The sequence below is a fragment of the Pseudomonas sp. PS02302 genome, assembly GCF_029959585.1.
In the GTDB taxonomy this organism is placed as follows: domain Bacteria; phylum Pseudomonadota; class Gammaproteobacteria; order Pseudomonadales; family Pseudomonadaceae; genus Chryseomonas; species Chryseomonas aestiva.
Window position 1 is genome coordinate 17,877 of sequence record NZ_JASCON010000064.1, and the last position, 12,697, is coordinate 30,573.

The 12,697-nt window shown below is 64.9% G+C and carries 10 protein-coding genes; 6 read left to right on the plus strand and 4 right to left on the minus strand.

What is annotated here, in order from left to right:
* The first annotated feature begins 41 nt into the window (after window positions 1-41).
* Window positions 42-746 (plus strand): DnaA regulatory inactivator Hda, encoded by a 705-nt coding sequence (hda, locus tag QMX82_RS19005; RefSeq protein WP_208694520.1) that lies wholly within the window; start codon window positions 42-44, stop codon window positions 744-746.
* A gap of 12 nt (window positions 747-758) precedes the next feature.
* Here the strand turns inward: hda and wrbA are convergent, their stop codons facing one another.
* Together wrbA and arsC are read right to left on the minus strand one after the other, a co-directional pair.
* On the minus strand, window positions 759-1,361 hold the full coding sequence (wrbA, locus tag QMX82_RS19010; protein ID WP_208694521.1) for an NAD(P)H:quinone oxidoreductase: 603 nt from the start codon (window positions 1,359-1,361) through the stop codon (window positions 759-761).
* A complete protein-coding gene (gene arsC / locus QMX82_RS19015) occupies window positions 1,358-1,711 on the minus strand; it encodes an arsenate reductase (glutaredoxin) (RefSeq protein ID WP_282286478.1) in 354 nt (117 codons plus the stop codon). Before arsC ends, wrbA begins: the two co-directional genes overlap by 4 nt.
* Window positions 1,712-1,802: 91 nt before the next feature.
* Here arsC and QMX82_RS19020 point away from each other — a divergent pair, with 91 nt between their 5' ends.
* Together QMX82_RS19020 and QMX82_RS19025 are read left to right on the plus strand one after the other, a co-directional pair.
* Window positions 1,803-3,053, plus strand: a complete 1,251-nt coding sequence (locus tag QMX82_RS19020; RefSeq protein WP_282286482.1) for a YihY family inner membrane protein — start codon at window positions 1,803-1,805, stop codon at window positions 3,051-3,053.
* Entirely contained in the window at window positions 3,050-3,337 is a 288-nt protein-coding gene (locus QMX82_RS19025) for an acylphosphatase (RefSeq protein ID WP_282286484.1), read from the plus strand. The genes QMX82_RS19020 and QMX82_RS19025 overlap by 4 nt, the downstream gene beginning before the upstream one ends.
* Window positions 3,338-3,353: 16 nt before the next feature.
* On the opposite strand, the gene QMX82_RS19030 is transcribed toward QMX82_RS19025, so the two are convergent.
* Together QMX82_RS19030 and QMX82_RS19035 are read right to left on the minus strand one after the other, a co-directional pair.
* The gene (locus QMX82_RS19030) at window positions 3,354-5,060 is read right to left on the minus strand and encodes a proline--tRNA ligase (protein ID WP_282286486.1); all 1,707 of its coding nucleotides are present in this window, start codon (window positions 5,058-5,060) and stop codon (window positions 3,354-3,356) included.
* A 154-nt stretch (window positions 5,061-5,214) separates the two neighbouring features.
* On the minus strand, window positions 5,215-6,525 hold the full coding sequence (locus tag QMX82_RS19035) for an OprD family porin (RefSeq protein WP_282286488.1): 1,311 nt from the start codon (window positions 6,523-6,525) through the stop codon (window positions 5,215-5,217).
* Window positions 6,526-6,893: 368 nt separating this feature from the next.
* Here QMX82_RS19035 and QMX82_RS19040 point away from each other — a divergent pair, with 368 nt between their 5' ends.
* From QMX82_RS19040 to QMX82_RS19050, 3 genes are all read left to right on the plus strand, one after another.
* A complete protein-coding gene (locus tag QMX82_RS19040; protein ID WP_282286490.1) occupies window positions 6,894-7,310 on the plus strand; it encodes an HIT domain-containing protein in 417 nt (138 codons plus the stop codon).
* Complete coding sequence (locus QMX82_RS19045; RefSeq protein ID WP_282286492.1) at window positions 7,307-7,516, plus strand: SlyX family protein; 210 nt, start codon at window positions 7,307-7,309, stop codon at window positions 7,514-7,516. The genes QMX82_RS19040 and QMX82_RS19045 overlap by 4 nt, the downstream gene beginning before the upstream one ends.
* Window positions 7,517-7,708: 192 nt before the next feature.
* On the plus strand, window positions 7,709-12,556 hold the full coding sequence (locus QMX82_RS19050; protein WP_282286494.1) for an NAD-glutamate dehydrogenase: 4,848 nt from the start codon (window positions 7,709-7,711) through the stop codon (window positions 12,554-12,556).
* Window positions 12,557-12,697 lie beyond the last annotated feature (141 nt).

Here is a 12,697-nt window from a genome sequence, read left to right on the forward strand (position 1 = left end):
TTGGCCCCCTCGCGAAACTGCCAAGAGCCGTTCGAGCTGGCATGATGCCTTTACAGCTGCCCCTGGGCATTCGTCTGCGTGACGACGCCACCTTCGTCAATTACTACCCTGGCGCCAATGCCGCGGCGCTCGGCTATGTCGAGCGTCTCTGTGATGCGGACGCCGGCTGGACGGAAAGTCTGATCTATCTCTGGGGCGGCGCGGGCGCCGGTCGCAGCCATCTGATGCAGGCCGCCTGTCACCGCCTGGAGGAACTGGGCGAGCGCGCCATCTATTTGCCCATGGGCGAACTGGCCGACTACGGTGTCGAGCTGTTCGACAACCTCGAGCAGTGCGAGCTGGTCTGCCTCGACGATCTCGACGCCCTGGCCGGCCAGCGGCGCTGGGAAGAGGCGCTCTTCCACCTGTTCAATCGTCTGCGCGACGCCGGCAAGCGGCTGCTGATCTCCAGTACCGCCGCGCCGCGGCACCTGCCGGTGCAGCTGGCCGATCTCAAGTCGCGGCTGACCCTGGCGCTGGTCTTCCAGTTGCGCCCGCTGTCCGACGAAGACAAACTGCGCGCCCTGCAGCTGCGCGCTTCCCGCCGCGGCCTGCACCTGACCGACGAGGTCGGCCGCTTCATCCTCTCGCGCAACACCCGCAGCATGGACGCCCTGTTCGACATGCTCGAACGCCTGGATCAGGCCTCGCTGCAGGCGCGACGCAAGCTCACCATTCCCTTCGTCAAGGAAATCATGGGCTGGTAGCCGCGTCGGCTACTACTTCTTCTGCAAGCGACCCGCCAGGGTCGCCAGGCGCTTGCCCAGGGCCCGGCACAGCGCCGTCTCCTGTTCGTCCAGCGCGCGCTTGCCATCCGCCCCGGCAAAATGACTCGGCCCATAGGGCGTACCGCCCCCCCTGGTTTCCAGCAGGGCGCTCTCGCTGTAGGGCAGGCCGGTGATGAGCATGCCGTGATGCAGCAGCGGCAGGGCCATGGACAGCAGGGTGCTCTCCTGACCACCGTGCAGACTGGCGGTGGAGGTGAAGACGCCGGCGGGTTTGTCCACCAGGGCGCCGGTCAGCCAGAGGCTGTTGGTCCCATCCAGAAAATACTTCATGGCGGCGGCCATGTTGCCGTAGCGCGTCGGGCTGCCCAGGGCGAGCGCAGCGCAGTCGCGCAGGTCATCGAGGGTGGCATAGACCGCACCCTGCTCGGGCACCGCCGGGGCGACGGCGGCGCACTCGGCGGATACCGCCGGCACCGTGCGCAGGCGCGCGGCCATGCCACCCATTTCCACCCCGCGGGCGACCTGCCGGGCCATCTCGGCGGTGGCGCCATGGCGGCTGTAGTAGAGCACCAGCACGTAGGCTTCGGGGGTCATTGCAGAATCTCCAGGACACGCTCGGGGGGACGACCGACGACGGCACGTTCGCCGCACACGGCGATGGGTCTTTCGATCAGCTTGGGATGGGCGGCCATGGCCGTGATCAGGGCGTCTTCGTCCAGCGCCGGATCGGCGAGGTTCAATTCGCGATAGGCCTCCTCGCCGGTACGTAGCAACTGGCGCGCCTCCAGGCCCAGCTTGGCGAGCAGCTCGCGCAAGGCGCTGGCGTCCGGTGGCGCCTCCAGGTAGGGCACCACGGATACGGCTAGCTCGCGGCTTTGCAGCAGCGCAAGCGCCGCGCGCGATTTCGAGCAGCGCGGGTTGTGATAGAGGACAATTTCACTCATGGGCTGATCCATAGAAGGTAAGATGCCCATTGTAGCGGGTTGGCGAGGACTGCCGTGCCAGCCCTTGACCGTGCCTTTCGAGGAACCGCCAATGCCGGCCCGCTTGCGTGAACTGCTGTCCTTCGTTCGCTATCTCGCCGACCGCTTCATCGAGGATCGCGCGCCCAACAACGCCGCGGCCCTGACCTACACCACGCTGTTCGCCGTGGTTCCGGTGATGACCGTGACCTTCGCCATGCTCTCGGCGATTCCTGCCTTCCAGGGCACCGAAGTGCAGATCCAGGCCTTCATCTTCCGCAATTTCGTGCCCTCCACCGGGGCGACCCTGGAAGAATACCTGCGCAACTTCATCGAGCAGGCCCGTCACCTGACCTGGCTGGGCGTGGCCCTCTTGGCGGTGACGTCCTTCTTCATGCTGGTGACGGTGGAGAAGACCTTCAACGACATCTGGCGCGTGCGCATTCCGCGGCGTGGGGTGTCCAGCTTCCTGCTCTACTGGGCGGTGCTCAGCCTGGGGCCCCTGCTGCTGGGCGCCGGTTTTGCCATGAGCACCTACCTGGCCTCGGTGGCTCTGGTGTTCGGCTCCTACGGCATGTCCGGCGCCCAGGCGCTGCTCAAGGTCACGCCGCTGCTGTTCAGCATTGCCGCCTTCACCCTGATGTATGCCGCGGTACCCAACACCCGGGTCCCGCTGCGCCACGCGCTGATCGGCGGGGCTCTGACCGGGGTGCTGTTCGAGGCGGCCAAGAGCCTGTTCGGTCTCTATGTCTTCTACTTTCCCGGCTACCAGCTGATCTATGGCGCCTTCGCCACGGTGCCGCTGTTCCTCGTCTGGATCTATGTCTGCTGGCTGATCGTGCTGCTGGGCGCGGAGGTGGTCTGCAGCCTGTCCACCACCCACCACTGGCGCCGCGCGCCGCTGCCGGCCTTCTTCATCCTGCTCGCCGTGCTGCGGGCCTTTCTGGAGCGCCAGCAGAGCGGCTCCAGCCTGCACCTGGGACGGTTGCACCAGGCCGGCTGGAAGCTGCCGGAGCATGAGTGGCACGCGGTGCTGGCCTTCCTGCAACAGGAGCGCCTGGTGTGCCAGAACGACAGCGGCCACTGGGTGCTCTGCCGCGATCTGCATGGCTATGCGCTACTGGACCTGCTGGATCGCGCGCCCTGGGCGCCTCCCGCACCGGAGTGCTGGCCGCCCGCCGAACGCTTTCCCGGTGACTGGTATCCGCAGCTGCGGGAGGCCTTCGCGCGGCTGCAGGCGCAGCGTCAGGAACTGCTCGCCGGCAGCGTGGCCCAGTGGCTCAAGGTCGCGCCGGCGCTGGAAGAAAGGAGCGCCCCGCGATGATGGATGGAGCGGCGCGTCACGGCCTGATCAGTGGCCGCGTACAGGGCGTCTACTACCGCGAGAGCACGCGGCAGGAGGCGCAGCGACTGGGCGTCACCGGCTGGGTGCGAAATCTGGCGGATGGCCGGGTGGAGTGCCACCTGGAGGGTTCGGTCGAGGCACTTGCCCAGCTGGAACGCTGGCTCTGGCAGGGGCCGGCAGCGGCCCGGGTGACCTCGGTAGTGCTGGAGGAGGTGGGCGGTGCAGGCTTCACCGACTTCCAGGTCAGGCGCACGGGCGCCTGACCTGGAACGGTAGCCCTCAGCGGGCCTTGAGGAAGCCGACGATCTCGGCCAGGGCGATGTTCTGGCTGTCGCCGTCGGTACGGCCCTTGTATTCGACCAGACCTTCATTGAGGCCGCGCTCACCGACCACCAGGCGATGGGGAATGCCGATCAGCTCCATGTCGGCGAACTTCACACCGGGGCTGGTCTTCTTGTCACGGTCGTCCAGCAGCACATCGAAGCCGGCGGCCTTCAGTTCGGCATAGAGGCGATCGGTCGCTTCCTTCACCGCGGCGTTCTCGTACTTCATCGGCACCAGGGCGATATTGAACGGCGCCAGGGCAGCCGGCCAGCGGATGCCACGCTCGTCGTGGTTCTGCTCGATGGCAGCGGCGACCACGCGGGACACGCCGATGCCGTAGCAGCCCATGGTGAGCAGGGTAGGCTTGCCTTCCTCGCCCAGGACCGACAGCTTCATCGCCTCGCTGTACTTGGTGCCCAGCTGGAAAATATGGCCCACTTCGATGCCACGCTTGATCACCAGGGTGCCCTGGCCATCGGGGCTCGGATCGCCGGCCACCACGTTGCGCAGGTCGGCAACCTGGGGCAGCGGCAGATCGCGTTCCCAGTTGACGCCGAAGTAGTGCTTGTCTTCCTGGTTGGCGCCGATGCCGAAATCGCTCATCAGGGCGACCGAGCGATCGACGATGCAAGGGATAGACAGATTCATCGGGCCCAGGGAGCCAGGACTGGCACCAATGGCCGCGCGGATCTCGGGCTCGGTGGCGAACACCAGGGGGCTGGCGACTTCCGGCAGATTGGCCGCCTTGATTTCGTTCAGTTCGTGATCGCCACGCACCACCAGGGCGACCAGCTTGCCTTCCTCGGCCCCGCGTACCACCAGGGTCTTAACGGTCTTCTCGATGGCCAGATCGAATTTCTCCACCAGATCGGCGATGGTCTTGGTGTCGGGGGTATCGACCAGACGCAATTCTTCAGTGGCGGCACCGCGCGCGGTTTCCCGCGGCAGGGCCTCGGCCTTCTCGATGTTGGCGGCGTAGTCGGAGCTGTCGCTGAAGGCGATGTCGTCTTCACCGGAGCCGGCCAGTACATGGAATTCGTGGGAACCGCTGCCGCCAATGGAACCATTGTCGGCTTGCACCGGGCGGAAGTTCAGGCCCAGGCGGGTAAAGACGTTGCAGTAGGCCTGGTACATGGCGTCGTAGGTTTGCTGCAGCGACGCCTGGTTCAGGTGGAAGGAATAGGCATCCTTCATCACGAATTCGCGGCCGCGCATCAGGCCGAAACGCGGGCGGATTTCGTCGCGGAACTTGGTCTGGATCTGGTACAGATTGATCGGCAGCTGCTTGTAGCTGTTCAGCTCGTTGCGCATCAGATCGGTGATGACTTCCTCGTGGGTCGGGCCCACGCAGAAATCGCGCTGATGACGATCCTTCAGGCGCAGCAGCTCGGGGCCGTACTGCTCCCAGCGGCCGGATTCCTGCCACAGCTCGGCGGGCTGGATCGCCGGCATCAGCACCTCCAGGGCGCCGGTGGCGTTCATTTCCTCACGCACCACGGCTTCCACCTTGCGCAGCACGCGCAGGCCCAGCGGCAGCCAGGTATAGAGACCGGAGGCCAGCTTGCGGATCATGCCGGCACGCAGCAGCAGCTGGTGGCTGATCACCACGGCATCGGACGGAGTTTCTTTGAGGGTGGACAGCAGGAACTGGCTGGTACGCATGGCTAGGCGGTCTGTCGGCATCGAGACGGGACCGGCATTGTACGGTGGGGTGGGGCAGGGCGTACAGGGACGCGGGCGGCGCCGACCTAGGGCCGGAAAAGAACAGCCCGGCGAATGCCGGGCTGCTGGATCGTGCGAGTGACGCTGGCCTCTATCAGAGGATGTTCAGCGGGTACTCGGTGATCAGGCGGAACTCGTTGACGGTACCGCCGGTGCTGGCGTCGCCACGGTGCCAGGCTTGACGGACGCGGAAGGACAGGTCCTTGGCCGGGCCGCTCTGCAGGACGTACTTGGCTTCGACGTTGGTCTCGCGCTCTTTGTCGCCATCCTGGTACAGGCCGGCGTAGGCGGTGCCGCCCTTGGGCGCGTCGATGTCGTGACCGTAGATGTAACGGGCCATGAAGCTCAGGCCGGGTACGCCCAGGGTCGCCATGTTCAGGTCGTAGCGCGCCTGCCAGGACTTCTCGCCGGAGGCGTTGAAGTCGGAGTACTGGATGGAGTTCGCCAGGAAGATACTGTCGCCACCGTTGCCGGTGGTAGCACCCTTGCCACCCACGCCGACGTAGTCGAACGGCGAGTCGCTGCTCACGCCCTGGTAGGCCAGGGTGAAGGTGTGGGCATCAATGCTGTAGGCGGCGGCCAGCGAGTAGGCGTTGTTGGTGAAGTCACCCAACTTGGCGCTGCCAGCGTCCTTGGTGTAGTAGTAGTTGAAGTCGAAGGTCAGTGCCTGGTTGGCCGCCAGCGGCTGCACGAAGTTGACGTTGGCGTAGTACTGGTTCCACAGATCTTCCATGCGGCCGTAGTACAGCGACGCATTCAGCTGATCGTTGATCTTGTACTTGCCGCCCAGGTAGTCGGCGGAGCTGGAGGTGATGCCGGTGTAGGCAGAACCCATGTTGCCGTCGTGGTAGGTGTTGGTGCGGTCACGCGCAGCGGTGATGTGGCCAGCTTCCAGGAACAGGTTCTGGATTTCTTCGCTGGTCAGCATGAAGCCGGTGGCGGTCTGCGGGAACAGGCGGCTGCCACCCACGGCGAAGACCGGGGAGGTGGGCTGCACGTTGCCGTACTTCAGGACGGTGTTGGAGATGCGCAGTTTCACTGCGGCACCCGCGGTGGAGTACTCGTCCTTGTTGCGGCCGTCGCTATCGACCTGCAGGTTGCCGGAACCGACGTGGCCGCGGCCGCCGTCCAGTTTCAGGCCGAGATAACCAAAGGCGTCCACACCGACACCCACGGTGCCCTGAGTGAAGCCCGATGCGTAGTTCATCAGGAAGCCATGGCTCCAATCTTTACGATCGTTGGCGCCGTTTTTGACGTCCCGGTTGAAGTAGTAGTTACGGTTCAACAAGGTCAGCTTGCTGTCTTCGACAAAGCCCTTGGATTCGGACTGCTGGTCGGCGAAAGCCAGTTGAGTGGTCCCTGCGGCTACTGCCAGGGCGAGAATGCTCCACTTCATCGCTTGCATCAGAAATGCTCCTTTGGGTTGAAAGTCAGCCATCGTGTCAGCCGTGGCTGTTTGTTCTAATGGCGGCACATATAGCACCTCTCTCGGAGGGGCGATAGGCTTCATCAAAATTTTGCGTGTGATGAGCGGATTAACCGTGACTCTTAAGAAAGCTCTTTAAGAGTTCCCGTCCGATCGTCGTACCCGGATCGTGATAGCAAAAAGCGTGCACAAATCCCCAAACGCCGAGCCCGCCTGTCTATCGCCAGGCCACTCCCCGGGTGACGGGCAGTTTCGAGGGGGTTGATTGCACCTTTGTGACACCAAAGGTTTCACGGTCCCAAAGCTGTGCACACTTTTAGTGCTGACTGATGTTGGCAGGAGATGAGATGTTCCAAATAGATCCACGACTCGCCGGCGATTCTCTGGAAGTGGCGTCCCTGACGCTGTGCCAGGTGTTGCTGCTGAACGATTGCCGCTATGACTGGCTGGTGCTGGTGCCCCGCCGTGAAAGTGTTACCGAGGTCCTCGACCTGTCACCCCAGGACCAGGCGCAACTGTGGCGAGAGGTGACACTTGTTGCCCAGGTGTTGCGTAGCGCTCACCCTGACGGCAAATTGAACATCGGCGCTCTGGGCAACGTCGTCCGGCAATTGCACCTGCATGTCCTGCTGCGGCAGGAGGGGGATCCGGCCTGGCCCGGCCCGGTATGGGGACATTCGCCACGCGAGCCCCATACCGCGGAAGCCGGTCGTGCCGCTACGGAACGCTGGCGAGCACTACTCGAACAGGAGGCACAGGCATGACCCTAGAAGAACGTATTGCCGATCTGGAGATGCGCCAGGCGTTCCAGGACGACACCATCCAGACGCTGAACGACATCATCGTCGAGCAGCAGCGGACGCTGGATCGCTGCGCGGCGCAGATCCGCATGCTGGCCGAACGCCAGGCGGAGTTGCAGAGCGCGGGCGGTGGCGGCATACCGGACGAAGCCCCGCCGCCGCACTATTGAGATCCGTTCCGCAGCTGAATCTTGTTGTCGCCCTGACGTACGTGCGCAGGCGGCTTTGCCGGCTACTCTAGCGGTACTGCATCCTTGCACTTTTTTGGTGCAGTCCGGCCTCGTCCCTTGTGGAACTCGCTCCGGGAGAGGCCTGTCCTCTGCGGAGCGAAGCCCACAGCACCTTCAGGACGGAGTACGGTTATGGCGTTTTTCACCGCTGCCAGCCAAGCGGATTTCCAACAACAACTCAAGAATGCCCTCGCGGCCCATGTCGAAGGGGACACCCTCGAACAACTGGATCGCTTCACCGCCCAGTTCTTCGGCATCGTCCCGCTGGAAGAACTCACCCAGCGTCGGCTGTCCGATCTGGTCGGCTGCGTGCTGTCGGCCTGGCGCCTGCTGGACGTCTTCGATCCGGCCGAGCCGCGGGTACAGGTCTTCAATCCGGATTACGAACGACACGGCTGGCAATCGAGCCACACCGTGGTCGAGGTGCTGCACGCCGATTCCCCCTTCCTGGTGGATTCGGTACGGATGGAGCTCAATCGCCAGGGGTATAGCGTCCATACCCTGCAGAACAGTGTCCTCAGCGTGCGCCGGGATGCCCAGGGTCGCCTGCTCGAGTTGCTGCCCAAGGGCCAACAGGGCGAAGGGGTCACCCGCGAGGCCCTGATGTTCCTCGAGATCGACCGCTGCGCGGCCACCACCGAGTTGCGCACCCTGGAGGCGGCGCTGCAGGAGATCCTCGGCGAGGTCCGGCTGACGGTCGGTGACTTCGCGGCCATGAAGGCCAAGGTCGCCGATCTGCTGACCTGGCTGGACCGGCATCCGGCCGGCGTGGAAGAGGGTGAACTGGCTGAGGTGAAGGCCTTCCTAGACTGGCTGCGCAACGACAGATTCACCTTCCTCGGTTACGAGGAATTCACCGTCGAAGGCGATGGCGAGACGGCGATTCAGCGCTATGTGCCCGATTCCCTGCTGGGACTGTCGCGCCGCCTGCGCGGCCGGCCCGAGACCGCCGAGATCACGCTGTCCGGTGATCCGCTGCGCTATCTGCGTGAGCCGGTGCTGCTGTCCTTCGCCAAGGCGGCCGACCCGAGTCGGGTGCATCGCCCGGCCTATCCCGATTTCGTTTCCCTGCGCGAGGTGGATGCCAGCGGTCGGGTGGTGCGCGAGCACCGCTTCATGGGCCTCTATACCTCCAGCGTCTACAACGACAGCGTGCGCGAGATCCCCTATATCCGCCGCAAGGTCGACGAGGTCCGCCGCCGCGCCGACTTCGACAGCAGCGCGCACCTCGGCAAGGAACTGGCCCAGGTCCTCGAAGGCCTGCCGCGGGACGATCTGTTCCAGACCCCGGTGGACGATCTCTTCAGCACGGCCATGGCCATCGTGCAGATCCAGGAGCGCAGCAAGGTCCGCGTCTTCCTGCGCCGCGATCCCTATGGCCAGTTCTTCTATTGCCTGGCCTATGTGCCGCGCGACATCTACTCCACCGAAGTGCGCCAGCGCATGCAGCAGATCCTCATGGATCGCCTGCACGGCACCGACTGCGAATTCTGGACCTTCTTCTCCGAATCCGTGCTGGCGCGGGTGCAGTTCATCCTGCGGGTCGATCCGCTGCAGCCGCAGGACGTCGATCCGGCGCGCCTCGAGCAGGAGATGGTGCAGGCCTGCCGCAGCTGGAAGGACGACTTCGCCAGCCTGATGGTGGACAGCTTCGGCGAAGCCCAGGGCACTTCCATCCTGGCTGACTATCCGCTGGGCTTCCCAGCCGGCTATCGCGAGCGCTTCGCGCCGCACCTGGCCGTGGTGGACATGCGTCACCTGCTGGACCTGAAGGACGATCGCCGTCTGGCCATGGGCTTCTACCAGCCGCTGACCCAGACCGGCGACAACATCCTGCACTGCAAGCTCTACCACGCCGATACGCCCCTGGCGCTGTCGGACGTCTTGCCGATCCTGGAAAATCTCGGTCTGCGCGTGCTCGGCGAATTCCCCTATGAGCTGCGCCATCGCAATGGCCACCGCTACTGGATCCACGATTTCGCCTTCACCACCGTGGCCGGCCTGGAGCTGGACCTGCAGCAACTCAACGACACCTTCCAGGACGCCTTCGTCCAGGTGGTGGACGGCCAGGCGGAAAACGACAGCTTCAACCGCCTGGTACTGACCGCCGGGCTGCCCTGGCGGGACGTCGCGGTGCTGCGTGCCTATGCGCGCTATCTCAAGCAGATCCGCATCGGCTTCGACATCGGCTACATCGCCGCCACCCTCAATGCCCACGTCGACATCGCCCGGGAGCTGGTGCGGCTGTTCCGCATGAAGTTCTACCTGGCGCGGCGCATGACCAGCGAAGACCTGGACGACAAGCAGCAGCGCCTGGAGCAGGCCATCCTCAGCGCCCTCGACGATGTGGCGGTGCTCAACGAAGACCGCATCCTGCGGCGCTATCTGGACCTGATCAAGGCGACCCTGAGAACCAACGTGTTCCAGACCGACGCCGCCGGCAAGCCCAAGCCCTACTTCAGCTTCAAGCTCGATCCCAAGGCCATTCCCGAGCTGCCGCGCCCGGTGCCGCGCTACGAGATCTTCGTCTACAGCCCGCGGGTGGAAGGGGTGCACCTGAGATTCGGCAACGTCGCCCGTGGCGGCCTGCGCTGGTCGGATCGCGAGGAAGACTACCGCACCGAGGTGCTGGGCCTGGTCAAGGCGCAGCAGGTCAAGAACTCGGTGATCGTCCCCGTGGGCGCCAAGGGCGGTTTCGTGCCGCGCCGGCTACCCGCCGGTGGCTCCCGTGACGACATCCAGGCCGAAGCCATCGCCTGCTACCGCATCTTCATCAGCGGCCTGCTGGACATCACCGACAACCTCAAGGATGGCGAGGTGGTCCCGCCGGCTGCGGTGGTGCGCTACGACGGCGACGACCCCTACCTGGTGGTGGCGGCCGACAAGGGCACCGCGACCTTCTCCGACATCGCCAACGGCATCGCCCAGGACTACGGTTTCTGGCTCGACGATGCCTTCGCCTCCGGTGGTTCGGCGGGCTATGACCACAAGAAGATGGGCATCACCTCGCGGGGTGCCTGGGTCAGCGTGCAGCGCCATTTCCGTGAGCGCGGCATCGATGTCCAGACCGATCCGGTCACCGTGGTGGGCATCGGCGACATGGCCGGCGACGTCTTCGGCAACGGTCTGCTGCGTTCGCGGAGCCTGGAGCTGGTGGCGGCCTTCAACCACCTGCACATCTTCATCGATCCCAATCCGGACGCCGAGCGCAGCTATGTAGAGCGCGAGCGACTGTTCAACCTGCCGCGGTCGAGCTGGACCGACTACGACGCCAGCCTGATCTCCCAGGGCGGCGGCATCTTCCCGCGCAGCGCCAAGCGCATCGCCATCAGCCCCGAGATGAAGGCACGCTTCGCTCTGCAGGCCGATCACCTGACGCCCAACGAACTGATCAACGCGCTGCTCAAGGCGCCGGTCGATCTGATCTGGAACGGCGGCATCGGCACCTACGTCAAGGCCAGCTTCGAAACCCACGCCGACATCGGCGACAAGGCCAACGACGGCTTGCGTGTGGACGGCTGCGATCTGCGCGCTAAGGTGATCGGCGAGGGTGGCAACCTGGGCATGAGCCAGCTGGCACGGGTGGAATTCGGCCTGCACGGCGGCGCCTGCAACACCGACTTCATCGACAACGCCGGTGGCGTGGACTGCTCCGACCATGAGGTCAACATCAAGATCCTGCTGGGCGACGTGGTCTCCGCCGGTGACATGACCGTCAAGCAGCGCAACACGCTGATGGGCGAGATGACCGACGAGGTCGGCGAGCTGGTGGTCGCCAACAACTACATGCAGACCGGTGCCCTGTCCCTGGCGGAATATCGGGCGCGGACCCACCTGGCCGAATACCAGCGGCTGATCGTGGATCTCGAAGGCCGCGGCAAGCTGGATCGCACCCTGGAATTCCTGCCCAGTGACGAGGTGCTGGCCGAGCGCGCCGCCAAGGGACAGGGGTTGACCCGTTCCGAGCTGTCGGTGCTGATCTCCTACAGCAAGATCGATCTCAAGGAACAGTTGCTGGCGTCCACGATGCCGGACGACGAATACCTCGCCCGGGACATGCAGGGCGCCTTCCCGCAGCGCCTGACCGAGCAATTCCCCGAGGCGATGGCGCGCCATCGCCTCAAGCGCGAGATCGTCGCCAACCAGATCGCCAATGACCTGATCAACCACATGGGCATCACCTTCGTGCAGCGCCTGTGCGAATCCACCGGCATGAGCGCGGCCGATGTCGCCCGCGCCTATGTGGTGATGCGCGACGTACTGCACCTGCCGCACTGGTGGCGTCAGGTAGAGGCCCTCGATCATCAGGTGCCGGCCGAATTGCAGTTGCGCCTGATGAGCGAGCTGATGCGCCTGGGGCGGCGGGCGACCCGCTGGTTCCTGCGCAGCCATCGCAGTGGCCTGGACGCGGGCGCCGTGGCGGCTTTCTTCGGGCCGCGCATCGCCGCACTGGGTGTGCGACTGGACGAGCTGCTGCAGGGCGAACCGCGCCAGGACTGGGAAGAGCGCTTCCGCGCTTACACCGAGGCGGGCGTACCGGAACTGCTGGCGCGGGTCGTCGCCGGGACCAACCACATCTATACCCTGTTGCCGGTGATCCAGGCGGCGGAGGTCACCGCCCAGGATCCGCTGGAAGTGGCGGCCACCTGGTTCGCCGCGGGTGATGTGCTGGATCTGGCCTGGTATCAGCAGCAGCTCAACCAGTTGCCGGTCGCCAATGCCTGGCAGGCCCTGGCACGCGAGGCCTTCCGCGACGAGGTGGATGTGCAGCAGCGCACCATCACCGTGGCCATGCTCAATCTGAGCGAGGCGCCGAGCGATCCGGAAGCCCGGCTGTCGTTGTGGCTGGAGCGTCATCGCGCGGCGGTGGAGCGCTGGCGCGGTCTGCTGGTGGATCTGCGCAATGCCAGCGGTCAGGACTATGCGATGTACAGTGTCGCCAGCCGTGAACTGGCGGATCTGGCCAGCAGCAGCGTCTGAGGTGACGGGCAGGCGCGAGCGGTTGGCGCGGCTGCCCTGATCCCCTAGAGCGACAAAAAAGGCGGCGTGCCCCTGGGGACGCCGCCTTTTTTGTCGCCTGGATCAGCTCAGGGTTTAGGCTGGGTCGAGGGTGCCTTGAGG